Origin of the sequence: Pantoea sp. EKM103V (assembly GCF_011800365.1) — a bacterium.
In the GTDB taxonomy this organism is placed as follows: Bacteria; Pseudomonadota; Gammaproteobacteria; order Enterobacterales; family Enterobacteriaceae; genus Pantoea; species Pantoea anthophila.
Map to the genome: position 1 here is coordinate 161,948 of NZ_JAALFQ010000003.1, position 26,447 is coordinate 188,394.

Below are 26,447 nucleotides of genomic sequence, written 5' to 3' on the forward strand. Positions count from 1 at the left end.
ACAAAAGAAGGGTGCCGTCCGGTTTTGGCGGGTTCAACACCTTTTTGCCCGGCGCATAGCGTAAAAATTATTTACTACGGCTTTAGCTGGTCAATAAAACCATAAATAAGGGTAAGGTCAGGTTTTTAAACTGATGAATAGCGTGGCAGGGGCAGGGCTGCGGTGCGCGTTTTCTCAAAGCGGACCGTAAATAATCTGAAGCGGTCATTTTTCCGCCGCGGAAATATACCCCAGGAGAAATAGTTAAAGGATATTTTATGAATGCTCATTTTGTGGACGATTTTGCGGCCTCGTTAATACTTACGCCTTAACGCTGCTTAAGAGTATCCGGTTTAAGGTGTTGTGATCGCCGGAAAAGGTCCAAAAGCAGAGGGTAAAAGAGGTATCAGATTGAACTATTGTGGGCAGCACTTAACAGTTTCTCACTAAATTTCAGAGCGATGAAGGCTTAAAAAGTGATCAATAATGTGGCATAAGGGTCTGGAAATGCCTTTGCCGCAAAATTTACAGCGGTTTTCACAAAATCATTTCCATTTTGAAGTCAAAAATGATTAAGTATAATTTATTATTTAATGCACTTTACCGCTTTGTCCCGTCAGCCCGTAAAGTGTGAATTTCGTCCTGTCCGGTTCTTTTCGGCAGGATCACGATTATGACGCAGCTTCCTGCATTCGCGCCCCCCGCGCTTACGGTTCAGACGTGGTCTTTTTCACGACAGCGTATGACCCATCAGGTGAGTGAGCCGTGCGGAATCCGCACAAGAGATTTTTTGTGCCAGTCTTCACACAGGACTGTCATTAAGCACCATTACTGCTTATCACTTTGATAAGCTTGTAATAACACCAGGGTAGTAGTTCGTAAAATCTTATAAGTGAAGAAAAAAACATGACTAATGCAAATCGTCCGATACTGAATCTCGACCTCGATCTGCTGAGAACTTTCGTTGCCGTTGCGGATTTGAATACCTTTGCAGCCGCCGCTGCAGCGGTCTGCAGAACCCAGTCAGCAGTCAGTCAGCAGATGCAACGTCTGGAACAATTGGTAGGTAAAGAGCTGTTTGCCAGACATGGACGTAACAAACTGTTAACAGAGCATGGAATTCAGCTTCTGGGCTATGCCAGAAAAATTCTGCGTTTTAATGACGAAGCCTGCACCTCACTGATGTACAGCAACATTCAGGGCGTACTGACTATCGGTGCCTCTGATGACACCTCAGACACGATCCTGCCATTCCTGCTGAACCGTGTGACCTCGGTGTATCCGAAGCTGGCTATCGATGTGCGGGTTAAACGTAATCCTTTCATGATGGAAATGCTCAACCAGGGTGAAGTGGACCTGGTTGTGACGACCTCCAGCCCAAGTAATTTCACCTATCAGGTGCTGCGGACATCACCGACTTTATGGTACTGCGCTGCGGATTATATCTTCCAGCGGGGTGAAGCCATTCCACTGGTGCTGCTGGATGAGCCAAGTCCTTATCGTGATATGGCCATCGACCATCTTAACGAAGCCGGTATTCCGTGGCGGATCTCCTATGTCGCTTCAACCCTGGCTGCCGTACGCGCCGCGGTAAAAGCGGGTCTGGGTGTGACAGCCCGTCCGGTTGAGATGATGAGTCCGGAACTGCGTGTGATGGGTGCAGCGGAAGGGCTGCCGGTGCTGCCGGATACGCAATACCTGCTGTGCCGCAATCCGGATAGCGATAATGAACTGGCACTGGCGATCTTCAATGCCATGCAGTCCACTAACGATCCCTACAATCTGAGCAATAATCCCGACGGTGCATTGTTGCTGGATGACGAAGAGTAGTTTCGCTTACGTATTGCATCCCATGCCAGCGTGGCTGTCTTAATAGACGCTTATAAATTGCCTCTCGATTTCCTGACCGGACGAGAGGCTTTTTTTTGTCTGATGCACCTCATACGCCCCTCCGCACACGTCCTGTCCCGCTGATTCACGTCCTTTTCGGCCTCACACCACTCTCTACTGAAACCTGCCAGTCATAAACCCGCTATTTTGTTCCATGATGTCTCATTTGAGGTGGATAAAATTGCGGCAAAAAGGGCAAAACTGTGTTCCTGATCAAGAAAATACCCCTAGTAAGGGGAAGGAAAACAGCGTGAGACCTGTCAAAATATGATTGTTAAATGCACGATCCATGCGTGTGAATACCCGCTACACTAAAATTAACCCTACAGACTGAAGCGATTTAGCTGGAAAGCGGGGCATCATTTGTTAATAATATGATGCAGGTGTGAAATAATGTTTGGATACTTTTGTCAAAGTTGACAAAAGGTTATAGAAAGGAGTAAAAAACCCCATAAAATTGCTGCTTATTGACAAATAACAGCGACGTTTAAAAGGTTTTTACCCTTCCCTTGAATCGATGTGGTCAGTTTGCTGCGGGAAACGCGTGCAGGATGCCAGCGCCACTTTTGATGAGTAAGCAATGAGTATGTCAACTACCACCGAAATCATCGCTCAGCACTGGGCGTTTATCGTATTTATCGTTATTGCCTTTGGCCTGTGTGCTTTCATGCTGACTGGAGGATGGCTGCTCGGCGGCAAAGCACGCGCCCGCTACAAAGACACGCCATTCGAATCGGGCATCGAATCCGTTGGTGATACCCATATCCGCCTCTCGGCGAAATTTTATCTGGTTGCGATGTTTTTCGTCATTTTCGACGTCGAAGCCCTCTTTTTATACGCATGGGCGACCTCAATCCGTGAAAGCGGATGGATCGGCTTTGCGGAAGCCGCAATTTTCATTTTGGTGCTCCTGGCGGGGCTGGTCTATCTGGTGCGCATCGGCGCGCTGGACTGGGCGCCTGCCCGCCGTCGCGTAGTGGTGAAAACCACTACGGTCAGCCACACCAAACCTCACAAGCAGTAAAAGAGAGGCAATAAGATGGACTATACGCTCACCCGCATAGACCCGAACGGTGGTGAGAACGACCGTTATCCTCTGCAAAAGCAGGAAATCGTCAGCGATCCGCTGGAGCAGCACGTTCATCGCAGCGTCTACATGGGCAAACTCGAAAATGCCCTGCATGACATGGTGAACTGGGGACGTAAAAACTCCCTCTGGCCCTACAACTTTGGTCTCTCCTGCTGTTATGTAGAGATGACAACGTCGTTCACGGCCGTGCACGACGTGGCCCGTTTCGGCGCGGAGGTTATGCGTGCCTCGCCACGTCAGGCTGACTTTATGGTCATTGCCGGTACCCCCTTCACCAAAATGGCCCCGGTCATTCAGCGTTTGTACGATCAGATGCTGGAGCCAAAATGGGTCATTTCCATGGGTGCCTGTGCCAACTCCGGCGGCATGTATGACATCTATTCTGTTGTGCAGGGCGTGGATAAATTCCTGCCGGTTGATGTGTACATTCCTGGCTGCCCGCCTCGTCCTGAAGCCTATATGCAGGCACTGCTGCTGCTGCAGGAGTCGATCGGTAAAGAGCGCCGTCCTCTCTCATGGGTTGTCGGCGATCAGGGCGTTTATCGCGCCAACATGCAATCCGAGCGGGAAAGAAAGCGCGGCGAGCGCATCGCCGTCACTAACCTGCGCAGCCCGGACGAAGTCTAAAACCGTACGGATGGAAAATCGCGCCTGCAGCAGAACATCACAATTTAAGGCATGGCCCCATCCTGACGCCTTCATTTGAGTGCCTGAGATCAGGCCGGAATGGTGAGTAACGTATGACAGATTTGACCACGCAAGATCTCGCTCAGCCGCTATGGCAAACCCGTGATCACCTGGACGATCCGGTGATCGGCGAGTTGCGTAACCGTTTTGGGCCGGACGCCTTCACTGTTCAGCCTACCCGTACCGGTATTCCGGTTGTCTGGGTAAAGCGTGAACAGATACTGGAAATTACCGAGTTCCTGCGTAAATTGCCGAAGCCTTACGTCATGCTGTATGACCTGCATGGTGTGGATGAGCGTTTACGTACCCACCGTGCAGGCCTGCCTGCTGCGGATTTCTCCGTTTTCTACCACCTGCTGTCGATTGAACGCAATCGTGACATCATGCTCAAGGTGGCCTTATCTGAAAACGATATGCATCTGCCGACGCTTACCCGGCTTTTCCCGAATGCCAACTGGTATGAGCGTGAAACCTGGGAGATGTTTGGCGTCACCTTTGATGGGCACCCACATCTGACGCGCATCATGATGCCACCCACGTGGGAAGGCCATCCGCTGCGCAAAGATTATCCGGCGCGCGCCACGGAGTTCGATCCTTTCACGCTGACGAAGCAGAAAGAAGATTTAGAGATGGAGGCGCTGACCTTTAAGCCTGAAGACTGGGGCATGAAGCGCAGCACCACTAACGAAGATTTTATGTTCCTCAACCTCGGGCCTAACCACCCGTCAGCGCACGGTGCGTTCCGCATCATCCTGCAGCTGGATGGCGAGGAGATTGTCGACTGCGTGCCGGATATCGGTTATCACCATCGTGGTGCCGAAAAGATGGGCGAGCGTCAGTCGTGGCACAGCTACATTCCCTACACTGACCGTATCGAATACCTGGGCGGCTGCGTCAATGAAATGCCGTATGTGCTCGCCGTTGAGAAACTGGCCGGGATCGTGGTGCCCGATCGCGTAAACGTGATCCGCGTGATGCTCTCTGAGCTGTTCCGCATTAACAGTCATCTTCTCTATATCTCGACCTTTATTCAGGACGTCGGTGCGATGACACCGGTGTTCTTCGCCTTTACCGATCGCCAGAAAATTTATGACGTGGTTGAAGCCATTACCGGCTTCCGTATGCACCCGGCCTGGTTCCGCATCGGCGGGGTTGCCCACGATCTGCCGCGCGGCTGGGAACGTCTGCTGCGTGACTTCCTGGACTGGATGCCGAAGCGCCTGAAGGAGTATGACAAAGCCGCACTGCGCAACAGCGTGCTGGTTGGCCGTTCCAAAGGCGTGGCCGCTTACAACATGGAAGAGGCGCTGGCATGGGGCACCACCGGTGCCGGTCTGCGTGCCACCGGTCTCGACTTTGATGTACGCAAATGGCGTCCTTACTCTGGCTACGAAAACTTCGATTTTGAGATCCCGGTCGGCTCCGGCGTCAGCGATGCTTACAGCCGTGTCCAGCTGAAGATGGAAGAGATGTGGCAGTCGCTGCGCATCCTTGAGCAGTGCCTCAACAACATGCCAGAGGGACCGTTCAAAGCGGATCACCCGCTGACCACGCCGCCACCGAAAGAGCGCACGCTGCAGCACATCGAAACGCTGATCACACACTTCCTGCAGGTGTCGTGGGGGCCGGTGATGCCAGCCAATGAATCTTTCCAGATGATTGAAGCGACGAAAGGGATCAACAGCTACTACCTGACCAGCGACGGCAGCACCATGAGCTACCGCACCCGTGTGCGTACGCCGAGCTTCCCGCATCTGCAGCAGATTCCTTCGGTAATCCGTGGCAGCCTGGTATCCGACCTGATCGTTTACCTGGGCAGTATCGATTTTGTTATGTCAGACGTGGACCGCTAATTATGCACGATCAACACATTGCCATTAAAACGATCGACCCTGATGAGGTCTTCGTGCTGAGCGCGGAAGAGCATCACGCCATTGAGCACGAAAAACACCACTATGAAGATGCGCGTGCAGCCTCCATTGAAGCGCTGAAGATCGTGCAGAAACAGCGTGGCTGGGTACCGGATGGTGCCATCAACGCGATCGCCGACGTCCTCGGGATTCCGGCGAGTGATGTTGAGGGTGTGGCGACATTCTACAGCCAGATCTTCCGTCAGCCGGTGGGGCGTCATGTGATCCGTTACTGCGACAGCGTGGTCTGTCACATCACCGGCTATCAGGGCATCCAGGCCGCACTGGAGCAGCAGCTGAATATCAGACCGGGCCAGACCACGGCTGATGGCCGCTTTACGCTGCTGCCGACCTGCTGCCTGGGGAACTGCGATAAAGGGCCGACCATGATGGTGGACGAAGATACCCATGTTCATCTGACGCCGGAAGGCATTCCCTCTTTGCTGGAGCAGTATCAATGACAATCAAACAGATCATTCGTACTGCTGAAACTCACCCGCTGACCTGGCGGATGCGCGACGACAAGCAGCCGGTCTGGCTGGACGAATACCGCAGTAAAAACGGCTATGCCGGTGCGGAAAAAGCGCTGAAAACCATGTCGCAGGATGAGATCGTCGCGGCAGTCAAAGATTCCGGCCTGAAAGGGCGCGGCGGTGCAGGCTTCTCGACCGGGCTGAAGTGGAGCCTGATGCCGAAAGATGAGTCGATGAACATCCGTTACCTGCTGTGTAACGCCGATGAGATGGAGCCGGGCACCTATAAAGACCGCCTGCTGATGGAGCAGATGCCGCACCAGCTGGTCGAGGGGATGCTGATCAGCGCCTTCGCTCTCAAGGCTTACCGTGGCTATATCTTCCTGCGTGGTGAATATATTGAAGCGGCGGTGCATCTGCGCCGCGCGATTGCCGAAGCGACCGAAGCGGGCTTTCTCGGCAAAAATATTCTTGGCACCGGCTTCGACTTTGAGCTGATCGTCCACACCGGCGCAGGACGTTATATCTGCGGCGAAGAGACGGCGCTGATTAACTCCCTGGAAGGCCGCCGTGCTAACCCGCGTTCCAAACCGCCCTTCCCGGCGAGTGCCGGTGCGTGGGGCAAACCGACCTGCGTGAACAACGTGGAAACCCTCTCTAACGTCCCGGCGATCCTGGCCAACGGCGTAGAGTGGTACAAGAGCATCTCAAAAAGTGAAGATGCCGGTACCAAAATGATGGGCTTCTCCGGGCGGGTTAAAAATCCTGGCGTCTGGGAACTGCCATTTGGCATTACCGCGCGTGAAATCCTTGAAGATTACGCGGGCGGCATGCGCGACGGACTGAAGTTCAAAGCCTGGCAGCCCGGTGGCGCAGGCACCGACTTCCTGACAGAGCAGCATCTGGATCTGCCGATGGAATTTGCCAGCATCGGTAAAGCAGGCAGCCGACTGGGCACCGCCCTGGCGATGGCCGTCGACCACGAAATCAATATGGTTTCGCTGGTTCGTAACCTGGAAGAATTCTTTGCCCGTGAGTCGTGCGGCTGGTGTACGCCGTGCCGTGACGGTCTGCCGTGGAGCGTAAAAATTCTGCGCGCGCTGGAGCAGAAGCAGGGGCAGCCAGGGGATATCGAAACCCTGCTGCAACTCTGCCGTCAGCTCGGTCCGGGTAAAACCTTCTGTGCGCATGCCCCGGGCGCGGTCGAGCCGCTGCAGAGTGCGATTAAATATTTCCGTGAAGAGTTTGAAGCCGGCATGGCGCCGCAGGTCTTTGGCAATACCCGCTCCATTGGCGGGATCCAGCCAAACCTGCTGAAAGCGCGCTGGTAATTCGCCGCCGCACACGGAACAGGCCTGGTGCCGCCGCCCCGACAATGTCGTGCGTCGGGGCAAGAATATGATTAACGCTCGTCTCTGACGAGCCTTACGGAAGCATGTCACTATGGCTACAATTCATGTAGACGGTAAAGAGTATGATGTGAACGGAGCGGACAACCTGCTACAGGCGTGTCTCTCTCTGGGCCTTGATATTCCTTACTTTTGCTGGCATCCGGCGCTGGGAAGCGTCGGGGCCTGCCGCCAGTGTGCGGTAAAGCAATTCCAGAATGCCGAAGATACCCGTGGTCGTCTCGTCATGTCCTGCATGACGCCGGCCTCTGACGGCACATTTATCTCCATCGACGATGGCGAAGCGAAAGAGTTCCGCGAAAGCGTGGTGGAGTGGCTGATGACCAACCACCCACACGACTGTCCGGTGTGTGAAGAGGGCGGTAACTGTCACCTGCAGGATATGACAGTGATGACCGGCCACAGCTTCCGCCGCTATCGCTTCACCAAGCGTACCCACCGTAATCAGGATCTCGGCCCCTTCATCTCGCACGAGATGAACCGCTGTATCGCCTGCTATCGCTGCGTGCGTTACTACAAAGATTATGCCGATGGCAAAGATCTGGGCGTCTACGGCGCACATGACAACGTCTACTTCGGTCGCCCGGAGGATGGCACGCTGGAAAGCGAATTCTCCGGTAACCTGGTCGAAATCTGCCCGACCGGCGTGTTCACCGACAAAACGCACTCTGAACGCTATAACCGTAAATGGGATATGCAGTTCGCGCCGAGCATCTGCCAGCAGTGCAGCGTGGGCTGTAACACCAGCCCGGGTGAACGTTATGGTGAGTTGCGCCGTATCGAAAACCGTTACAACGGCACCGTTAACCACTACTTCCTCTGTGACCGCGGCCGCTTTGGCTATGGCTATGTGAACCGTAAAGATCGTCCGCGTCAGCCAATGCTGCTGCGTGGCAACGACTGGGTGACGCTGAACGCCGAGCAGGCGGTCAACGCCGGGGCTGATTTGCTGCGCCAGGCGAAGAAAGTGATCGGTATCGGCTCACCGCGCGCCAGCGTTGAAAGTAACTTTGCCCTGCGTGAACTGGTCGGGGCGGAGAACTTCTCAACCGGTATACCGGCAGCTGAGCAGGCCCGGCTTGAACTGATGCTGAAAGTGCTGCGTGAGGGGGGGATTTACACCCCTTCGCTGCGTGAGATTGAAAGCTACGATGCGGTGCTGGTACTGGGTGAAGATCTGACCCAGGTCGGCGCACGTGTGGCGCTCTCCGTCCGTCAGGCGGTGAAAGGCAAAGCGCGTGATATGGCCGCGGCACAGAAGGTGGCAGACTGGCAGATCGCCGCGATCCTGAACATCGGTCAGCATGCGAAACATCCGCTGTTTGTCACCCACGTTGATGAAACCCGTCTGGATGATATCGCCGCATGGAGCTATCGTGCGCCAGTTGACGATCAGGCGCGTCTCGGTTTCGCCATCGCCAGTGCGCTGGATGAATCCGCGCCTGCGGTGACCGATTTTGACAGCGCACTCAGCGCCAGAATGGATGTGGTGGTTCAGGCACTGGCGGGTGCGAAAAAGCCATTAATCATCTCCGGTACCCATTCCGGCAGCAGCGCCATGATTGAAGCCGCCGCAAACGTCGCCAAAGCCCTGAAGGCCCGTGGTGCCGATGTCGGCATTACCTTGCTGGCCGGCCACTCCAACAGTGTCGGACTTGGCCTGATCGGCGGCAATCCACTGGAGCACGCGCTGGAGCAGCTGTCAGGCGGTGAAGCCGACGCGCTGGTGGTGCTGGAAAACGATCTCTATCGCCATGCGCCCAAAGCGCTGGTGGATGCGGCGCTGGCTCAGACCACGAACGTGATCGTGGTGGATCATCAGCGCACCGCGACCGTGGAGAAGGCGGGTCTGGTCTTATCGACTGCGAGCTTCGCCGAAAGCGATGGTACCTCTGTTAACCATGAAGGCCGCGCGCAGCGTTTCTTCCAGGTTTACGATCCCGCTTATTACGACAACAGCGTCGTGATGCTGGAGAGCTGGCGCTGGCTGCACTCGCTGCACAGCACCCTGGAAAGCCGTCACGTGGACTGGACTCAGCTCGATCACGTTATCGATGCCGTGGTCACCCGTCTGCCGCAGCTGGCCGGCATCAAAGAAGCGGCGCCTGATGCCAGCTTCCGTATCCGGGGCCAGAAACTGTCACGTTCGCCGATCCGTGCGAGTGGTCGTACCGCCGCGCGCGCCAACATCAGCGTCCACGAACCGCGTCAGCCGCAGGATCAGGACACGATGTTTGCCTTCTCGATGGAAGGGAACAACCAGCCGTCGGCCCCGCGTTCTCAGATCCCGTTTGCCTGGGCACCGGGCTGGAACTCCCCTCAGGCGTGGAACAAGTTCCAGGCCGAAGTGGGCGGCAAACTGCGTCATGGCGATCCGGGCGTGCGCCTGTTTGAAGCCAGCGCCGGTCAGTTACCCTGGTTTACCCGTGTCCCTCAGGCCTTTGTCAGTGAAGGGCAGTGGCGTGTGGCGCCGTGCTACCAGCTGTTTGGTAGTGAGGAGATGTCGCAGCGTTCCCCGGTTTTCCAGCAGCGTATGGCGCAGCCTGCTCTGGTGATCAACCCGGACGATGCGGCGAAGCTGGGCGTCAACGATGGCGCAGCCGTCGAGTTCAGCTGTGCCGGTGAGACCGTGCGTCTGCCGGTGCGTTTCTCGGCGTCACTGCAGGCGGGACAGATTGGTCTGCCGCTGGGCATGCCGGGCGTTCCGCCGTTCCTGGCGAACGGTAAAATCGACACTCTGCAGGAGGCGGCGCAATGAGCTGGTTAACACCGGACGTTATCGACATTCTGCTGGCCATTGTTAAAGCCATCGTCATTCTGCTGGTGGTCGTGGCCTGCGGCGCGTTCATGAGCTTCGCCGAGCGTCGTCTGCTCGGCCTGTTCCAGAACCGTTACGGACCGAACCGCGTAGGCTGGGGCGGGTCACTGCAGCTGGTGGCGGACATGATCAAAATGTTCTTTAAAGAGGACTGGGTCCCGCCGTTTACCGACCGCTTTATCTTTACTCTGGCACCGGTTATCGCCTTTGTTTCGCTGCTGCTGGCCTTTGCTATCGTGCCGGTTTCACCGACCTGGATGGTGACCGACCTGAACATCGGTCTGCTTTTCTTCCTGATGATGGCAGGTCTGGCGGTCTATGCGGTGCTGTTTGCCGGCTGGTCGAGTAACAACAAATACTCGCTGCTGGGTGCGATGCGCGCCTCGGCGCAGACCCTGAGCTATGAAGTGTTTCTGGGGCTGTCGCTGATGGGCGTGGTGGCGCAGGCGGGCTCGTTCAATATGAACGACATCGTTAACAGCCAGACGCATCTCTGGAACATCATCCCTCAGTTCTTCGGTTTTGTGACCTTCTGTATTGCAGGTGTGGCGGTGTGTCACCGTCATCCCTTTGACCAGCCAGAAGCGGAACAGGAACTGGCTGACGGTTATCACATCGAATACGCCGGGATGAAGTTCGGCCTGTTCTTCGTCGGCGAGTATGTGGCGATTACCACGGTCTCCGCCCTGATCGTTACGCTGTTCTTTGGTGGCTGGCATGGACCCTTCCTGCCGCCGTTCATCTGGTTCGCCCTGAAAACGGCGTTCTTTATGATGATGTTCATCCTGATCCGCGCCGCGCTTCCGCGTCCACGCTACGACCAGGTGCTGTCATTCGGCTGGAAAGTGTGTCTGCCGTTGACGCTGCTGAACCTGCTGGCGACTGCCGCAGTGATTCTCTATACAGCGTCGTAAGGGGTTAACAAATGACTTTGAAAGATATTGTCGTCGGTTTTGGCACGACAGTTCGCAGTATCTGGCTGATAGGGCTGCACGCCTTTGCCAAACGTGAAACGCAGATGTACCCGGAAGAGCCGGTTTATCTGCCACCTCGCTATCGCGGCCGTATCGTGTTAACGCGCGATCCGGATGGGGCAGAGCGTTGCGTGGCCTGTAACCTGTGTGCGGTTGCCTGTCCGGTGGGCTGTATTTCGCTGCAGAAAGCGGAAACCAAAGATGGCCGCTGGTATCCGGAGTTCTTCCGCATCAACTTCTCACGCTGCATCTTCTGCGGCATGTGTGAAGAAGCCTGTCCGACCACCGCGATTCAGCTGACGCCCGATTTTGAACTGGGCGAGTTTAAGCGTCAGGATCTGGTGTATGAGAAGGACGATCTGCTGATTTCGGGACCGGGTAAATATCCGGAGTACAACTTCTACCGCATGGCAGGTATGGCGATTGACGGTAAAGATAAAGGCGAAGCGGAAAACGAAGCGAAGCCAATCGACGTCAAAGGCTTATTACCTTAAGGAGCAAGGCATGGAATTTGCGTTTTATCTTTGCGGACTGGTGGCGGTGCTGACGACGTTGCGCGTCATTACCCACACCAATCCGGTACATGCGTTGCTGTACCTGATCGTTTCGCTGTTATCGATCGCCGGCGTCTTCTTCTCAATGGGAGCCTATTTTGCGGGTGCGCTGGAGATCATCGTCTATGCCGGCGCAATTATGGTGCTGTTCGTCTTCGTTGTGATGATGCTGAACCTGGGCAAACAGACGCAGAAACAGGAGCGCGAGTGGCTCAGCCCCTCACTCTGGATCGGTCCGGGCCTGGTGTCATTGCTGCTGCTGGTGGTGATGGTCTACGCCATCCTGACCGCCAATGACCAGGGTATTGACGGCACGATCATCGACGCTAAAGCGGTCGGTATCAGCCTGTTTGGTCCATACGTCCTCGCGGTAGAGCTGGCGTCGATGCTGCTGCTGGCCGGTCTGGTCGTGGCCTTCCATATCGGTCGTGAAGAGCGCCAGGGTGAAGTCCTGAGCAACCGTCCTGCTGACGCCGCACAGGCGAAAAAGGAGAGCGCATGATCCCGTTACAACATGGATTGATTCTGGCTGCCGTGCTGTTTGTCCTTGGACTCACGTCGCTGGTTATCCGCCGCAATCTGCTGTTTATGCTGATCGGCCTGGAAATCATGATCAACGCCGCCGCGTTAGCCCTGGTGGTTGCCGGGAGCTATTGGGGTCAGGCCGACGGACAGGTGATGTATATCCTGGCCATCAGCCTGGCAGCAGCGGAAGCCAGTATTGGTCTGGCGCTGCTGCTTCAGCTCTATCGTCGTCGTCAGACGCTGAACATTGATACTGTGAGCGAGATGCGCGGATGAATCTTCTCTATTTAACTGTCTTGTTTCCGCTAATCGGCTTTCTGCTGTTAGCGTTTTCCCGCGGTCGCTGGTCAGAGAACCTGTCGGCCACGATTGGTATGGGATCGGTAGGCCTGGCGGCCCTTACCACAGCGATGCTCGGTTTCGACTTCTTCGCTAACGGTAAGCAGGCTTATACCCAGTCGCTCTGGACCTGGATGCATGTCGGCAACTTCGACATGAAGGTGAACCTGGCGCTGGATGGCCTGTCGCTGACCATGCTGTCTGTGGTAACCGGTGTGGGTTTCTTCATTCACATGTTTGCTTCCTGGTACATGCGGGGTGAAGAGGGCTACTCCCGCTTCTTCGCCTACACTAACCTGTTTATCGCCAGCATGGTGGTTCTGGTGCTGGCCGATAACCTGATGCTGATGTATCTGGGCTGGGAAGGGGTAGGGCTCTGCTCCTATCTGCTGATCGGTTTCTACTACAGCAATCCGGAAAATGGCAAAGCGGCGATGAAAGCGTTCATCATCACCCGCGTGGGCGACGTCTTCCTGGCATTCGGTCTGTTCATCCTCTACAACGAGCTGGGCACGCTGAACTTCCGTGAGATGATGGCGCTGGCACCGGCGCACTTTGCCGCAGACAACCATATGCTGCAGTGGGCAACCCTGATGCTGCTGGGTGGCGCGGTCGGTAAATCGGCTCAGCTGCCGTTGCAGACCTGGCTGGCAGACGCCATGGCCGGTCCGACACCGGTTTCAGCACTGATCCACGCTGCGACCATGGTCACCGCGGGCGTCTACCTGATTGCCCGCAGCCACGGTCTTTTCCTGCTGACGCCGGAAGTGCTGCATCTGGTGGGCATTGTCGGGGCGATTACCCTGGTGCTGGCGGGCTTTGCTGCGCTGGTACAGACCGATATCAAACGCGTGCTCGCTTACTCCACCATGAGCCAGATTGGCTACATGTTCCTGGCACTCGGTGTTCAGGCGTGGGATGCGGCGATTTTCCATCTGATGACGCACGCCTTCTTTAAAGCGTTACTGTTCCTCTCTTCTGGTTCGGTCATTCTGGCCTGCCATCATGAGCAGAACATCTTCAAAATGGGCGGCCTGCGTAAAAGTATTCCGCTGGTCTACACCTGCTTCCTGGTGGGTGGCGCGGCCCTGGCGGCCCTGCCGCTGGTCACCGCGGGCTTCTACAGTAAAGATGAGATCCTGTTTGGCGCACTGGCTAACGGTCACATCAATCTGATGGTGGCCGGACTGGTCGGGGCATTCCTGACCTCAATCTATACCTTCCGCATGATCTTTATCGTGTTCCACGGCGAAGAGAAAATTCATGCGCATGCCGGTAAGGGGATTACCCATCATCTGCCGCTGATTGTGCTGCTGCTGCTCTCCACCTTTATTGGTGCGCTGATCACGCCACCGCTGGCGGGTGTCCTGCCAGCCAGTGAGTTCGGCGAAGCGGGCAAAGTGGGACTGGAAATCACCTCAGGCGTTGTCGCGATTGTCGGCATTCTGATCGCTGCCGCGCTGTGGCTGGGCAAACGTGAACTGGTCACCCGGATTGCAAACAGTGCACCTGGCCGTTTCTTCGGCACCTGGTGGTTTGCCGCCTGGGGCTTCGACTGGCTCTACGATAAGGTGTTCGTCAAACCTTACCTGGGTATTGCGTGGCTGCTAAAGCGCGACCCACTGAATGGCCTGATGAACCTGCCTGCACTGCTGTCACGTATTGCCAACAAAGGCCTGGTCGTCAGTGAGAATGGCTACCTGCGCTGGTACGTTGCGTCAATGAGCGTGGGTGCCGTGCTGGTGCTGGCTCTGCTGCTGGTGATGTAAATATTGATGAGCGGGGGTGAGTTACCTCACCCCAATTAAGAATGTCAAAAATTACCTGAGTAATGAGCGTTATCGTCGCAGCCAGTTTCATTACCGCCAGCGCACAGCAACCGGAGCATACTGAAGTATGTGAGGATTGCGAGCACTGCCGGGAATGAAAATGGCAAGTAAGATAGCTCAGAAAAGGTCATAAAAGGGAAGTGTGCCGTGTTATTACCTTGGCTAATTATCATACCCTTCGTCGGCGGTCTGATCTGCTGGCTGACCGAGCGCCTCGGCGCGAAGGTGCCACGCTGGATCGCGCTGATCACCATGGGGCTGACGTTGGCGCTTTCACTGCAACTCTGGTTGCAGGGAGGCTATTCACTGACGCAGGCAGCGGGCATTCCGCAGTGGCAGTCAAGTTTCTCCGTTCCGTGGATCCCACGCTTCGGCATCAGCTTCCATTTAGCTATCGACGGTCTGTCGCTGCTGATGGTGGTCCTGACCGGCCTGCTCGGTCTGATGGCGGTGCTCTGCTCCTGGAATGAGATTGAAAAGTATCAGGGCTTCTTCCACCTCAACCTGATGTGGATCCTGGGCGGCGTCATCGGTGTGTTCCTCTCCATCGATATGTTCCTGTTCTTCTTCTTCTGGGAAATGATGCTGGTGCCGATGTACTTCCTCATCGCGCTCTGGGGTCATAAAGCCTCTGACGGCAAAACCCGTATTACCGCTGCAACCAAGTTCTTCATCTATACCCAGGCGTCAGGTCTGGTAATGCTGATTGCGATTCTGGGACTGGTGTTTGTCCACTTCAACGCAACCGGCGTCTGGACGTTCAACTATGAGCAGCTGCTGCAGACGCCAATGACACATGGTGTTGAATATCTGCTGATGCTGGGCTTCTTTATCGCTTTCGCGGTGAAAATGCCGGTGGTGCCGCTGCACGGCTGGCTGCCGGACGCACACAGTCAGGCGCCGACGGCGGGTTCTGTTGACCTGGCGGGCATCCTGCTGAAAACCGCAGCGTATGGCTTACTGCGTTTCAGCCTGCCGCTGTTCCCGAACGCCTCGGCAGAGTTTGCGCCTGTTGCTATGTGGCTGGGCATCATCGGGATCTTCTACGGTGCCTGGATGGCGTTTTCGCAGACCGATATCAAGCGTCTGATTGCCTATACCTCGATTTCACACATGGGCTTTGTGCTGATTGCTATCTACACCGGCAGCCAGCTGGCGCTGCAGGGTGCGGTGATCCAGATGATTGCGCACGGTCTCTCGGCTGCCGCGCTCTTCATCCTGTGTGGTCAGCTGTATGAGCGTCTGCATACCCGTGATATGCGTCAGATGGGTGGACTCTGGTCACGCATCAAATGGATTCCGGGCCTGTCGCTGTTCTTTGCTGTCGCCAACCTGGGGATGCCGGGTACCGGTAACTTCGTCGGCGAATTCATGATCCTGACGGGCAGTTTCCAGGTGGTGCCGACGATTATCATCATCTCCACCTTTGGTCTGGTGTTCGCCTCCGTTTACTCGCTGGTCATGATGCAGCGCGCCTACTACGGCGAAGCGAAATCAAAAGATCCGCTGCCAGGCATGTCACCGCGTGAGTTCATGACCATCGGGGTTCTGGTGGTCCTGCTGGTGCTGCTGGGCGTCTATCCACAGCCGATTCTGGATACTTCGCACGCTGCCATGAGCAATATTCAGCAGTGGTTTACCGCTTCAATTTCAACTACAAGGCCGTAATTCGCCATGACAATAACTCCTCACCAATTGATTGCGTTGCTGCCGCTGTTAATCGTCGGATTGACGGTGGTGGTTGTGATGCTGTCCATTGCCTGGCGACGCAACCACTTCGTTAACGCCACGCTAACGGTCGTTGGCCTGAACATGGCGCTGCTGTCGCTCTATTTTGTCGGTCAGGTCGGCGCGATGGATGTCACGCCGCTGCTGCGTGTCGATGGCTATTCGATGTTCTACACCGCGCTGGTGATGCTGGCGAGTCTGGCGACCTGCACCTTTGCCTATCCGTGGCTGGCCGGTTTCCCGGACAACAAAGATGAGTTCTACCTGCTGGTGCTGATTGCGGCCCTGGGTGGCATCGTGCTGGCCAGTGCCAACCATCTGGCGGCGCTGTTCATCGGGATTGAGCTGCTGTCGCTGCCGCTGTTTGGTCTGATCGGCTATGCGTTCCGCCAGAAACGTTCGCTGGAAGCGGCGCTGAAATATACCATTCTTTCCGCGGCGGCCTCCTCGTTCCTGCTGTTTGGTATCGCGCTGATCTACGCCGACTCCGGTAACCTGAGCTTCGTTGCGCTGGGTCAGAGTCTGACCGACAGCATGATTCAGGAGCCCCTGCTGCTGGTTGGGCTGGGCATGATGATCATCGGTCTGGGCTTCAAACTTTCGCTGGTTCCGTTCCACCTCTGGACGCCTGATGTCTATCAGGGTGCGCCCGCGCCGGTGTCGACCTTCCTGGCGACCGCCAGCAAGATCGCCATCTTCGGTGTCATCATGCGTCTCTTCATGTATGCGCCGGTGACCGACAGCGAGGCCGTTCGCACGGTACTGGGCCTGATCGCCTTCGTATCGATCCTGTTCGGTAACCTGATGGCGATTTCGCAGAGCAACATCAAGCGTCTGCTGGGTTACTCTTCTATCGCCCACCTGGGTTATCTGCTGGTGGCGCTGATTGCGGTGAAAGATCATGAGCTGTCGATGGAAACGTCCGGGGTTTATCTGGCCGGTTACCTGTTCAGCAGCCTGGGCGCGTTTGGTGTGGTCAGTCTGATGTCCAGCCCGTATCGTGGCCCGGATGCGGACTCGCTCTACTCCTACCGTGGCCTGTTCTGGCATCGTCCGATTCTCTCTGCGGTCATGACGGTGATGATGCTGTCGCTGGCGGGTATCCCGATGACGCTGGGCTTTATCGGTAAATTCTACGTCATCGCTTCCGGCGTCAGTGCCCACCTGTGGTGGCTGACCGGCGCCGTGGTGGCGGGCAGTGCGATTGGTCTTTACTACTATCTGCGCGTCACGGTCAGTCTTTACCTCAGCCCGCCGGAGCTGCACACCCGTGATACGCCAGCTAACTGGGCGTTTACCGCCGGTGGTGTGGTCGTGCTGATCTCCGCCATTCTGGTGCTGCTGTTAGGGGTCTACCCGCAGCCACTGATCAAACTGGTGATGATGGCTCAGCCGCTGATGTAAGCGGATTGACGCTCTGATGAATCAGGCCTTCGGGCCTGATTTTTTTTGTCTGCCATTGACCTGTCATCTGTAAACCGCGACGTTATGACCTCGTCGCTATAACCCATCCGGCCTTCTCAGGAGAAATCATGGATATTTGCTGGCTCGATAAACACCATCGTGAACTCACGCCCGCCGAACTCTATGCGCTGCTGGCGCTGCGCAGTCAGGTCTTTGTGGTGGAGCAGCAGTGCGCCTATCTGGATGTGGATGGCAGAGATTTACAGGCAGAAAACCGCCATCTGCTGGGGATGGCCGGTGACCAGCTGGTGGCCTATGCGCGCCTGCTGTCTCCGGAGGAGGCCTCTGGCCCGGTAAAAATCGGTCGGGTGATCGTGTCCGATCGGGTGCGCGGTGCGCAGCTGGGACGTCGTCTGATGGAGCAGGCGGTCAGCCGTTGTCAGCAGCACTGGCCAGGCCGCGACCTGTTTCTCTCTGCGCAGGCGCATCTGGAGAACTTCTACGGGCAGCATGGTTTTGTGGCGACAGGGGAGGTCTATCTGGAAGATGGGATTCCCCACGTCGATATGCTGAAGGTCGCGCCATAAAAAAGGCGAGGCCGGAGCCTCGCCTGTTTACATCAGCCGACCGTCATCTGGCGGTCATCGACATATTTCCGCTGATCCGGCGCAGGCGGGAAGTATTGGTAGAGCCAGGTTTCGCTCAGCGTCTCCTCTTTGGTGCGCAGGAAGAGGCGCATCTCGACCGGCGCGGTCGAGTCGCTGTTCGGATACCAGTCAAACAGAATGCGATAACCCTTCAGCGGATCGACATACAGAATCTCGACCTGTTTCACGCTACCGGATGACACGGTAATGACCGGCTCGATGCCTTTCGGCGCGGCAGCCTGCAAATCACCCCCGATGAAATCAATGGCGAAGCGACGGCACCAGGTTTCCGGGAAGTGTTCGCCAGGCGCCCAGCCTTCCGGGAAACCGCCGATACCGGTGCGGGTGGCGTCAACGCGCGCCAGACCGCTGCGCACCGGCGGCAGACCACTCCAGTAAAGCTTGTAGGAGAAGTTCAGCTCGCTGCCCGCTTTGACCGGTTCTGCGGGTTGCCAGAAGCAGACCACGTTATCCAGCGTTTCGCCGGTCGTCGGGATCTCCATCAGGTTAATCGCACCTTTGCCCCATTTGCCGACCGGCTCCACCCACAGGCTCGGACGCTTGTCATACCAGCCAATCACATCCTGATAATCTTTAAAGTCGTGATTAAGCTGGAGCAGGCCAAAGCCACGCGGATTCTCATCTTCATAGGCGTTGAACTGGAGTCGCTGCGGATTGTTCAGCGGACGGGCAATCCATTCCCCTTTACCGGTCCACATCGCCAGGCGATCGGAATCATGGATTTGCGGATGGTAGGTGTTGCACATGCGGCGTTCATTCGTGCCGCAGCTGAACATGCTGGTCATGGGCGAGATGCCAATCTGGCGGATCTCTTTGCGGGCAAACAGGTGGTTTTCCACCTCCATCACCACGCGTTTCTCTTCGCAATGGATGATGAACTTGTAGGCACCGGTGACGCTCGCGCCATCCAGCAGGGCGTAGCAGGTAAAGGTGGTATCTTCCGCCTTTGGCGTTTCAAACCAGAAGGCCGTGAAATCGGGGAACTCTTCCTGACCGTTGCTGAAGGTGTTGATCGCGACGCCACGTGCCGAGAGGCCGTACTGGTAAGTATCGTCAACCGCACGGAAGTAGCTAGCGCCGAGGAAGGAGACGATATCCCGGCGAGCCAGCTCCGGTTTCTTAAAGGCGCGGAAACCGGCAAAGCCCAGGTCGGTTTTACCCTCCAGCTGCTTTGTATCGACCTTCGCATCGTTATAGTTAAACAGTTCAGGACGGAAGTGGATTTCGCGCGCCTCGCGGCTGGCACTGTCAACCGAGAACATGCGGATGCGGCGCTTGAAGCCCATGCCGACGTGGAAGAACTGCACGTCCAGCTGACGGTCAGGCAGGTTGTTCCAGAGCGAGTGGTTCGCGTCATACTGAATTTCGTTGTACGCCTGCGGCGTCAGCGTTGCCAGTGTCTCCGGCAGTGCGCCTGGCGCGCCGCCCCAGGGTTGCTTCGCCAGCGCGGCCGCTTTTTTCTTCAATACGTCGAAATCGAAGCGTACTGCGGTTCCGTCAGCAATGCCATCTTCTGCCCAGGCGGATTGCGCAAACAGCGTTGACAGGCCGGTCATGCCGCTGACGGCGGAGAAGGCCATTGACGCTTTCATAAACATTCTTCGATTCATGCCAGAGATCATTCCTTAGCTGTTCGAGGGTGTCGTGACTGTCGTGCAAAATGCACTTTCATGGCCCGATAATCACAGGCAACAGAGGGGTACGACAGCAGGGTAACTGGAAAATTCAGTTCCGTTAAAATTTATCAGATTAATCAAAGAAGCGAAGCGAAATTGCGTCTCTGCCGCTGCGTCTTACGCATCTTTGCACAGGGAAGGGCGCGCTGCCTGACGCTGCCCCGGTTAACAAATGAAAAATCAGGTGATTCCTGGCGCAGGAAATCGGCAGAGCGTCAGATTGTGGCTATAGTTAATGAACTGCTTTGCAATTCACACGGAGGAAACGATGGTAAACCAGACAAATCAATTCGAAACGGGCCTCGATGACGATATTGCGTTACTGACGGAAACGCTGGAAGAAGTGCTGAAGGCATCCGGTGATCCGGCTGACCAGAAGTACATCGAGCTTAAAAGCAAAGCCGAACAGGCGCTGCACGATGTGAAATCCCGTGTCAGCCAGGCGTCCGATAGCTACTACTATCGTGCAAAACAGGCCGCTTACCGTGCCGACGATTACGTGCACGAAAAACCCTGGCAGGGTGTTGGCATCGGCGCTACCGCCGGTCTGATCCTGGGGCTGCTGCTGGCGCGTCGTTAATCGCGACGGCCTGACAGTCATCAAACGGCGGGTCTCACCCGCCGTTTTTGTTTTTCATGTACGCACGGCCCGCCTCCGCAAATCCTCGTTTTTCTCTTTCCGGCCTGAAGCGCCCTGTGCTCTCAGAGGGGAATGCGCATTGTGTTTCTCTGATGGAGTTCCTAAAGTAAAGCAAACGTTAAAAAGGAGAATGCGACGTGATCAGAGTAGAGATGCTGTCAACCGGGGATGAGGTGCTGCACGGCCAAATCGTCGATACCAACGCGGCCTGGCTGGCGGATGTGCTATTTCAGCACGGGCTGCCGATGACCAGCCGCACCACGGTCGGGGATTCTCTCGATTCGCTGATCGCGACGCTGCAGGCGCGCAGTCACGAGGCGGATGTGCTGATCGTGAATGGCGGGCTGGGGCCGACCAGTGACGATCTCAGTGCGCTGGCCGCGGCTCAGGCCTGTGGCGTGGAACTGGAGATGCAGCAGGGGTGGCTGGAGCAGATGGAAGCCTGGTTTGCCAGCCGGGGACGGGTGATGGCGGCGAGTAATCGCAAGCAGGCCGAGATCCCGGCCAATGCAGAACTGATTGATAATCCGGTCGGCACCGCCTGTGGCTTTGCCCTGCAGCTCAATCGCTGCTGGATGTTTTTCACGCCCGGCGTTCCCTCTGAGTTTAAAGTCATGGTGGAGCAGCAGATCATTCCGCGCCTGAAGGCGAAGTTTACGCCGCCCGAGCCGCCGGTCTGTCTGCGACTGACGACCTTTGGTCGCGGCGAAAGCGATATCGCCGCTGAGCTGGAGTCGCTGCCGCTGCCCGAGGGTGTGGTGATGGGTTATCGCTCCTCCATGCCGATTATCGAGATCAAACTCACCGGCCCGGCAAGTCAGCGTGTGGCGATGGAGCAGGCGTGGCAGCAGGTTCGGCTGCTGCTGGCGGAATGCACCATTTTTGAAGGCACCGAAGGTTTACCAGCCCTGCTGGCCCGTGAACTGACGCAGCGCGGTGCAGCGCTGGCGATCAGTGAGCAGTACACCGCCGGGCTGCTTTACTGGCAACTGGCTGCCGCCAGTGTGCCGTTGCGCGGTGCAGACATTCTGCCTTCCCGCCCTGAGACGCTTGAGCAGCAGGTTGCCCGCACCGGTCAGCTCGCCGCGCAGCAGCAGGCGGCGCTGGCGCTCTCTGTCGGCAGTCTGGATCCGGAAGAGATAGCGATTGCCCTGCATACTCCGGAAGGCAGTGTCGGACAGCGGGTGAAATTCAGCACCGGTCGTCATAACCTGGAGACGCGGCAGAAGGTGGTGGCAATGATGGCGATGAACATGCTGCGCCGCTGGTTGCACGGCAGCGAAGTCAGCACCGGTCACGGCTGGATTGATGTGCTTGAAACTATCAGACAGTGAGAACAGGGAAAATAAAACGGGCGCCTTAGGCGCCCGTTTTATTCTGACTGCTGGCCAGATTAGCCCAGATGGCTGCCAGTTCGAGCCTGCACAGGGAACCCGGTCAGATCGGAAAGACGCAAACAGCGTCATCCCTGACTGCTCGGCCCGCGCCGTCCATGGCGCGGGACGCTTTCCTTTTCTGACCGGGTTCCCTGCGCTTTTACATTGCCATTGCGGTGAGTTTCACCGGAATTCAGGCAGCGTCGCAGTCAGAGAGATAGCTACCTCAGTTACAATTCAAGCTCAATCTCGCCTTTGGCTTTGCAGCAGCAGGGCAGGATCTCATCCTGCTGCACAAAGGCCAGCGGCTTCTGCGGGTAGTGCACTTCACCCTTCAGCAGCCGCATCCGGCAGGAGCCGCAGTAACCTTCGCGGCACTGGAACTCCACGCAGAGATTATTGGCTTCCAGCAGCGTCAGCAGATTCGTGTGCTCGTCCGTGCATTCCAGCCGGGTGCCGGAGCTGCGCAGAATAACAACGTCGCGGCTCATGATTACAGCTGGAAGTCGTCGAAGTCGTTAGCGCCCACTTCAGAGTCAATCTGACCCACCAGATAGGAGCTCACTTCCACTTCCTGCGGCGCAACCTGAACGTTGTCAGACACCAGCCAGGAGTTGATCCACGGAATCGGGTTTGACCGCGTCTGGAACGGCAAATCAAGGCCTACCGCCTGCATACGGATATTGGTGATGTACTCAATGTACTGGCAGAGAATATCTTTGTTCAGGCCGATCATTGAGCCGCCGCTGAACAGATAGTCTGCCCACTCTTTCTCCTGCTCGGCGGCCTTCTTAAACAGCTCGAAGCACTCATCACGGCACTCTGCCGCAATCTCTTTCATCTCCGGATCGTCTTCACCGCTGCGCAGCAGGTTCAGCATATGCTGGGTGCCGGTCAGGTGCAGCGCTTCATCGCGGGCGATCAGCTTGATGATTTTGGCGTTGCCTTCCATCAGTTCACGCTCTGCGAAGGCGAATGAACAGGCGAAGCTGACATAGAAGCGGATGGCTTCCAGCGCATTGACGCTCATCAGACAGATATAAAGCTGCTTCTTCAGGGCGCGCAGGCTGACGACAACCGTTTTGCCGTTGACCTGATGCGTGCCTTCGCCCAGCTGATGCCAGTAGTTGGTCATTTCAATCAGGTCGTCGTAATAGCGTGAGATATCCTGAGCGCGCGCCAGAATCTGCTCGTTGGTGACGATATCGTCAAACACCAGCGCCGGATCGTTCACGATATTACGGATAATGTGGGTGTAAGAACGGGAGTGAATCGTCTCGGAGAAGGCCCAGGTTTCGATCCAGGTTTCCAGCTCAGGGATCGAGATCAGTGGCAGCAGCGCGACGTTCGGGCTGCGGCCCTGAATCGAATCCAGCAGCGTCTGGTACTTCAGGTTGCTGATGAAGATATGCTTTTCATGTTCCGGCAGCGCCTGATAGTCGATACGGTCGCGGGACACGTCGACCTCTTCCGGACGCCAGAAGAAAGAGAGCTGCTTTTCGATCAGCTTTTCAAAAATGTCATATTTCTGCTGGTCGAAGCGCGCCACGTTGACCGACTGACCGAAAAACATCGGCTCTTTCAGCTGATCATTTTTGTTCTGTGAGAAAGTGGAGTAAGCCATAAAAGTTGTCCAAAAAAAGAGGAAGCGAAGTGGCCTCGTGAAATGAATGAGGCGGGAGAATCTCCCGCCTGGCCATTAGATTTTACAGGCGCCGCTCTCGCAGCCATCATCCTGGATAGAAGGTGCCAGGTCATCCTGAGCATCTTCCGCACCGTCACGGGTGTTCTGATAGTAGAGCGTTTTCACACCGAACTTGTACGCCGTCAGCAGATCTTTCAGCAGTTGCTTCATCGGCACTTTACCGTTGGCAAAGCGGGATGGATCGTAGTTGGTGTTAGACGAAATCGCCTGGTCGATGAATTTCTGCATCAGACCCACCAGCTGCAGATAGCCATCGTTGTTCGGCATTTCCCACAGCAGCTCATACTGATCTTTCAGACGCTCATACTCCGGCACCACCTGACGCAGGATGCCATCTTTCGAGGCTTTGATGCTGATGTGACCGCGTGGCGGCTCAATGCCGTTGGTGGCATTGGAGATCTGCGATGATGTCTCAGATGGCATCAGCGCTGACAGCGTCGAGTTGCGCAGGCCGTGAGTTTTGATCTCTTCACGCAGGCTTTCCCAGTCGAGATGCAGCGGTTCGTTGCTGATCGCGTCCAGATCTTTCTTGTAGGTGTCGATAGGCAGGATGCCCTGCGCATAGGTGGTTTCGTTGAACCACGGGCAGGCACCTTGCTCTTTCGCCAGCGCGTTTGAGGCTTTCAGCAGGTAATACTGAATGGCTTCAAAGGTCTTGTGCGTCAGGCCATTGGCACTGCCGTCGGAGTAGCGCACACCGTGCTTCGCCAGGTAGTAAGCGTAGTTGATCACGCCGATACCCAGGGTACGACGACCCATCGCGCCACGCTTCGCTGCCGGGATGGGGTAATCCTGATAGTCGAGCAGGGCGTCAAGCGCACGCACCGCCAGGGTCGCGAGCTCTTCCAGATCGTCGAGGCTGTCAATGGCACCCAGGTTGAACGCAGAGAGCGTACACAGGGCGATCTCACCGTTTTCGTCGTTCACATCTTCCAGCGGCTTAGTCGGCAGCGCGATCTCCAGGCAGAGGTTAGACTGGCGAACCGGCGCGATGCTGGCATCAAACGGGCTGTGCGTGTTGCAGTGATCGACGTTCTGAATGTAGATACGGCCGGTTGAGGCGCGTTCCTGCATCATCAGAGAGAAGAGATCGACCGCTTTGACACGCTGTTTGCGGATGCTCTGATCCTGCTCATATTTGGTGTAAAGGCGCTCAAACTCATCCTGATCGGCGAAGAAGGCGTCATACAGACCCGGAACATCAGACGGGCTGAACAGGGTAATCTCTTCCCCTTTCAGCAGGCGCTGGTACATCAGTTTGTTGAGCTGCACGCCATAGTCCATGTGGCGCACGCGGTTGCCTTCAACACCACGGTTGTTTTTCAGCACCAGCAGACTTTCGATTTCCAGATGCCACATCGGGTAGAACAGCGTGGCGGCACCGCCGCGAACACCGCCCTGAGAACAGGACTTCACCGCAGTCTGGAAATGTTTGTAGAACGGGATACAGCCGGTGTGGAACGCTTCACCGCCGCGGATCGGGCTGCCCAGCGCACGGATGCGACCGGCGTTGATGCCGATACCGGCACGCTGAGAGACATATTTCACGATCGCGCTGGAGGTGGCGTTGATTGAGTCCAGGCTGTCGCCGCACTCGATCAGGACACAGGAGCTGAACTGACGCGTCGGGGTACGCACGCCCGACATGATGGGTGTCGGCAGGGAGATCTTGAAGGTCGAAACCGCATCATAGAAACGTCTGATGTAATCCATGCGGGTGTCGCGCGGATAGCCAGAGAAGAGGCAGGCGGCGACCAGGATGTAGAGGAACTGCGCGCTCTCGTAGATTTCACCGGAGACGCGGTTCTGCACCAGATATTTGCCTTCCAGCTGCTTCACGGCAGCATAGGAGAAGTTCATGTCACGCCAGTGGTCGAGGAACTCGTCCATCTGTGCAAACTCTTCCGGGCTGTAATCTTCCAGCAGGTGGCGGTCATATTTGCCGAGGTCCACCATTTTGACGACCTGGTCATAGAGCTTTGGTGGCTCAAACTGACCATACGCCTTTTTGCGCAGGTGGAAGATTGCCAGGCGGGCAGCCAGGTACTGATAGTCAGGGGCATCGCGAGAGATGAGGTCTGCTGCGGCCTTGATGATGGTCTCATGAATGTCAGAGGTCCTGATGCCATCATAGAACTGAATATGGGAACGCAGCTCCACCTGTGACACTGAGACGTTGTTCAGCCCTTCAGCTGCCCAGTCCAGCACACGGTGAATTTTGTCGAGATCAATGCGCTCCTGGCGGCCATCGCGTTTAGTAACGAGCAGACTCTGGTTCATGTCGCGTTTTTACCTTTGCGTGAGTATCCAAAAATTAAAAGAAATCCCGGTTTATACACAGCATATTCATTGTGAATAATATGTGGATAAACACAACATCTAGGGGGTGATGGGAAAACCTGCAACTACATGGAGGCATATTTTAGTATTTTGCGGCGGGTTAACAAGAGCAAAAAATGATGACGGGAGGGGTTGTAATTCTGGCGAAAATTTTTAGCCCACGCCTTATAAGGCCTGACACCCTGTCAACCCGATCACACTTTTTTTTGTTAATTTGATCGGACGCGTATTTCTTATTCAATCCTCAGATGTGCGCAGAAAAAGGGATGAAAATTGCGCAAAAGCCGCTAGCGCTCTGCGGCTCTGGCAGAAAAGGCGGGCGGGCAGGTGAAATCTGTCAGGGCCAGCCTGAGCTAAGTGACTGGCAGATATCAGAATGGCGTGGCGGCTGCGCGGGGAGAAGGCCCGCCGGAGAAAGAGGCGGGCCAGAGAC

General features: G+C 56.1%; 21 protein-coding genes. 17 read left to right on the forward strand and 4 right to left on the reverse strand.

The window, feature by feature from the left end; genetic code table 11:
- The first annotated feature begins 885 nt into the window (after positions 1 to 885).
- The 15 genes from lrhA to HFD97_RS09890 all read left to right on the forward strand — a co-directional run bounded on the left by lrhA (position 886) and on the right by HFD97_RS09890 (position 18,196).
- On the forward strand, positions 886 to 1,809 hold the full coding sequence (gene lrhA, locus HFD97_RS09820; RefSeq protein WP_167431399.1) for a transcriptional regulator LrhA: 924 nt from the start codon (positions 886 to 888) through the stop codon (positions 1,807 to 1,809).
- Positions 1,810 to 2,449: 640 nt separating this feature from the next.
- On the forward strand, positions 2,450 to 2,893 hold the full coding sequence (locus HFD97_RS09825) for an NADH-quinone oxidoreductase subunit A (protein WP_071987796.1): 444 nt from the start codon (positions 2,450 to 2,452) through the stop codon (positions 2,891 to 2,893).
- 15 nt (positions 2,894 to 2,908) lie between these two features.
- Positions 2,909 to 3,586 (forward strand): NADH-quinone oxidoreductase subunit B family protein, encoded by a 678-nt coding sequence (locus tag HFD97_RS09830; RefSeq protein WP_009089012.1) that lies wholly within the window; start codon positions 2,909 to 2,911, stop codon positions 3,584 to 3,586.
- Between the two features lie 113 nt (positions 3,587 to 3,699).
- Positions 3,700 to 5,499, forward strand: a complete 1,800-nt coding sequence (gene nuoC, locus HFD97_RS09835; protein ID WP_009089013.1) for an NADH-quinone oxidoreductase subunit C/D — start codon at positions 3,700 to 3,702, stop codon at positions 5,497 to 5,499.
- 2 nt (positions 5,500 to 5,501) lie between these two features.
- Positions 5,502 to 6,017, forward strand: coding sequence for an NADH-quinone oxidoreductase subunit NuoE (gene nuoE, locus HFD97_RS09840; RefSeq protein WP_244319738.1), 516 nt, complete (start codon positions 5,502 to 5,504; stop codon positions 6,015 to 6,017).
- Between the two features lie 2 nt (positions 6,018 to 6,019).
- Positions 6,020 to 7,360, forward strand: a complete 1,341-nt coding sequence (gene nuoF / locus HFD97_RS09845) for an NADH-quinone oxidoreductase subunit NuoF (protein ID WP_181405340.1) — start codon at positions 6,020 to 6,022, stop codon at positions 7,358 to 7,360.
- Positions 7,361 to 7,472: 112 nt separating this feature from the next.
- On the forward strand, positions 7,473 to 10,196 hold the full coding sequence (gene nuoG, locus HFD97_RS09850; RefSeq protein WP_167431400.1) for an NADH-quinone oxidoreductase subunit NuoG: 2,724 nt from the start codon (positions 7,473 to 7,475) through the stop codon (positions 10,194 to 10,196).
- A complete protein-coding gene (gene nuoH / locus HFD97_RS09855) occupies positions 10,193 to 11,170 on the forward strand; it encodes an NADH-quinone oxidoreductase subunit NuoH (protein ID WP_009089020.1) in 978 nt (325 codons plus the stop codon). Before nuoG ends, nuoH begins: the two co-directional genes overlap by 4 nt.
- 11 nt (positions 11,171 to 11,181) lie before the next feature.
- On the forward strand, positions 11,182 to 11,724 hold the full coding sequence (gene nuoI / locus HFD97_RS09860) for an NADH-quinone oxidoreductase subunit NuoI (protein WP_009089021.1): 543 nt from the start codon (positions 11,182 to 11,184) through the stop codon (positions 11,722 to 11,724).
- A 10-nt stretch (positions 11,725 to 11,734) separates the two neighbouring features.
- The gene (gene nuoJ / locus HFD97_RS09865) at positions 11,735 to 12,286 is read left to right on the forward strand and encodes an NADH-quinone oxidoreductase subunit J (RefSeq protein WP_009089036.1); all 552 of its coding nucleotides are present in this window, start codon (positions 11,735 to 11,737) and stop codon (positions 12,284 to 12,286) included.
- A complete protein-coding gene (gene nuoK, locus HFD97_RS09870; protein ID WP_003854236.1) occupies positions 12,283 to 12,585 on the forward strand; it encodes an NADH-quinone oxidoreductase subunit NuoK in 303 nt (100 codons plus the stop codon). Before nuoJ ends, nuoK begins: the two co-directional genes overlap by 4 nt.
- Positions 12,582 to 14,417 (forward strand): NADH-quinone oxidoreductase subunit L, encoded by a 1,836-nt coding sequence (nuoL, locus tag HFD97_RS09875; protein ID WP_167431401.1) that lies wholly within the window; start codon positions 12,582 to 12,584, stop codon positions 14,415 to 14,417. The genes nuoK and nuoL overlap by 4 nt, the downstream gene beginning before the upstream one ends.
- A 207-nt stretch (positions 14,418 to 14,624) precedes the next feature.
- Entirely contained in the window at positions 14,625 to 16,145 is a 1,521-nt protein-coding gene (gene nuoM, locus HFD97_RS09880) for an NADH-quinone oxidoreductase subunit M (RefSeq protein WP_009089040.1), read from the forward strand.
- A 6-nt stretch (positions 16,146 to 16,151) separates the two neighbouring features.
- Positions 16,152 to 17,609 carry an NADH-quinone oxidoreductase subunit NuoN gene (gene nuoN, locus HFD97_RS09885; protein WP_167431402.1) on the forward strand — a complete coding sequence of 486 codons (1,458 nt, stop codon included), beginning with the start codon at positions 16,152 to 16,154 and terminating at the stop codon, positions 17,607 to 17,609.
- A gap of 128 nt (positions 17,610 to 17,737) precedes the next feature.
- Complete coding sequence (locus tag HFD97_RS09890; RefSeq protein ID WP_058957787.1) at positions 17,738 to 18,196, forward strand: GNAT family N-acetyltransferase; 459 nt, start codon at positions 17,738 to 17,740, stop codon at positions 18,194 to 18,196.
- A gap of 32 nt (positions 18,197 to 18,228) precedes the next feature.
- Here HFD97_RS09890 and HFD97_RS09895 read toward each other — a convergent pair whose 3' ends face one another.
- A complete protein-coding gene (locus tag HFD97_RS09895) occupies positions 18,229 to 19,887 on the reverse strand; it encodes a glucan biosynthesis protein D (protein WP_033736167.1) in 1,659 nt (552 codons plus the stop codon).
- A gap of 334 nt (positions 19,888 to 20,221) precedes the next feature.
- On the opposite strand from HFD97_RS09895, the gene elaB reads away from it, so the two are divergent.
- Together elaB and HFD97_RS09905 are read left to right on the forward strand one after the other, a co-directional pair.
- Positions 20,222 to 20,533, forward strand: coding sequence for a stress response protein ElaB (elaB, locus tag HFD97_RS09900; RefSeq protein ID WP_009089050.1), 312 nt, complete (start codon positions 20,222 to 20,224; stop codon positions 20,531 to 20,533).
- A 197-nt stretch (positions 20,534 to 20,730) separates the two neighbouring features.
- Positions 20,731 to 21,927 (forward strand): nicotinamide mononucleotide deamidase-related protein YfaY, encoded by a 1,197-nt coding sequence (locus tag HFD97_RS09905; protein WP_167431403.1) that lies wholly within the window; start codon positions 20,731 to 20,733, stop codon positions 21,925 to 21,927.
- Positions 21,928 to 22,199: 272 nt separating this feature from the next.
- Here the strand turns inward: HFD97_RS09905 and yfaE are convergent, their stop codons facing one another.
- The 3 genes from yfaE to nrdA form a co-directional block, all read right to left on the reverse strand.
- A complete protein-coding gene (gene yfaE / locus HFD97_RS09910) occupies positions 22,200 to 22,460 on the reverse strand; it encodes a class I ribonucleotide reductase maintenance protein YfaE (protein ID WP_009089055.1) in 261 nt (86 codons plus the stop codon).
- A gap of 2 nt (positions 22,461 to 22,462) precedes the next feature.
- The gene (gene nrdB, locus HFD97_RS09915; protein ID WP_009089058.1) at positions 22,463 to 23,593 is read right to left on the reverse strand and encodes a class Ia ribonucleoside-diphosphate reductase subunit beta; all 1,131 of its coding nucleotides are present in this window, start codon (positions 23,591 to 23,593) and stop codon (positions 22,463 to 22,465) included.
- 75 nt (positions 23,594 to 23,668) lie between these two features.
- Entirely contained in the window at positions 23,669 to 25,954 is a 2,286-nt protein-coding gene (gene nrdA / locus HFD97_RS09920; RefSeq protein ID WP_009089060.1) for a class 1a ribonucleoside-diphosphate reductase subunit alpha, read from the reverse strand.
- Between the last annotated feature and the right edge of the window lie 493 nt (positions 25,955 to 26,447).

What these genes read in the sequence shown, in the direction of transcription:
- HFD97_RS09830 (WP_009089012.1), top strand. Translation starts at nt 2,909, where the DNA reads ATGGACTATACGCTCACCCGCATAGACCCGAACGGTGGTGAGAACGAC.
- elaB (WP_009089050.1), top strand. Translation starts at nt 20,222, where the DNA reads ATGGTAAACCAGACAAATCAATTCGAAACGGGCCTCGATGACGATATT.
- HFD97_RS09895 (WP_033736167.1), bottom strand. Translation starts at nt 19,887, where the DNA reads ATGAATCGAAGAATGTTTATGAAAGCGTCAATGGCCTTCTCCGCCGTC.
- nuoE (WP_244319738.1), top strand. Translation starts at nt 5,502, where the DNA reads ATGCACGATCAACACATTGCCATTAAAACGATCGACCCTGATGAGGTC.
- nuoH (WP_009089020.1), top strand. Translation starts at nt 10,193, where the DNA reads ATGAGCTGGTTAACACCGGACGTTATCGACATTCTGCTGGCCATTGTT.
- lrhA (WP_167431399.1), top strand. Translation starts at nt 886, where the DNA reads ATGACTAATGCAAATCGTCCGATACTGAATCTCGACCTCGATCTGCTG.
- nuoG (WP_167431400.1), top strand. Translation starts at nt 7,473, where the DNA reads ATGGCTACAATTCATGTAGACGGTAAAGAGTATGATGTGAACGGAGCG.
- nuoK (WP_003854236.1), top strand. Translation starts at nt 12,283, where the DNA reads ATGATCCCGTTACAACATGGATTGATTCTGGCTGCCGTGCTGTTTGTC.
- nuoL (WP_167431401.1), top strand. Translation starts at nt 12,582, where the DNA reads ATGAATCTTCTCTATTTAACTGTCTTGTTTCCGCTAATCGGCTTTCTG.
- nrdA (WP_009089060.1), bottom strand. Translation starts at nt 25,954, where the DNA reads ATGAACCAGAGTCTGCTCGTTACTAAACGCGATGGCCGCCAGGAGCGC.
- nuoC (WP_009089013.1), top strand. Translation starts at nt 3,700, where the DNA reads ATGACAGATTTGACCACGCAAGATCTCGCTCAGCCGCTATGGCAAACC.
- nuoI (WP_009089021.1), top strand. Translation starts at nt 11,182, where the DNA reads ATGACTTTGAAAGATATTGTCGTCGGTTTTGGCACGACAGTTCGCAGT.
- nrdB (WP_009089058.1), bottom strand. Translation starts at nt 23,593, where the DNA reads ATGGCTTACTCCACTTTCTCACAGAACAAAAATGATCAGCTGAAAGAG.
- HFD97_RS09890 (WP_058957787.1), top strand. Translation starts at nt 17,738, where the DNA reads ATGGATATTTGCTGGCTCGATAAACACCATCGTGAACTCACGCCCGCC.
- nuoN (WP_167431402.1), top strand. Translation starts at nt 16,152, where the DNA reads ATGACAATAACTCCTCACCAATTGATTGCGTTGCTGCCGCTGTTAATC.
- nuoJ (WP_009089036.1), top strand. Translation starts at nt 11,735, where the DNA reads ATGGAATTTGCGTTTTATCTTTGCGGACTGGTGGCGGTGCTGACGACG.
- yfaE (WP_009089055.1), bottom strand. Translation starts at nt 22,460, where the DNA reads ATGAGCCGCGACGTTGTTATTCTGCGCAGCTCCGGCACCCGGCTGGAA.
- HFD97_RS09825 (WP_071987796.1), top strand. Translation starts at nt 2,450, where the DNA reads ATGAGTATGTCAACTACCACCGAAATCATCGCTCAGCACTGGGCGTTT.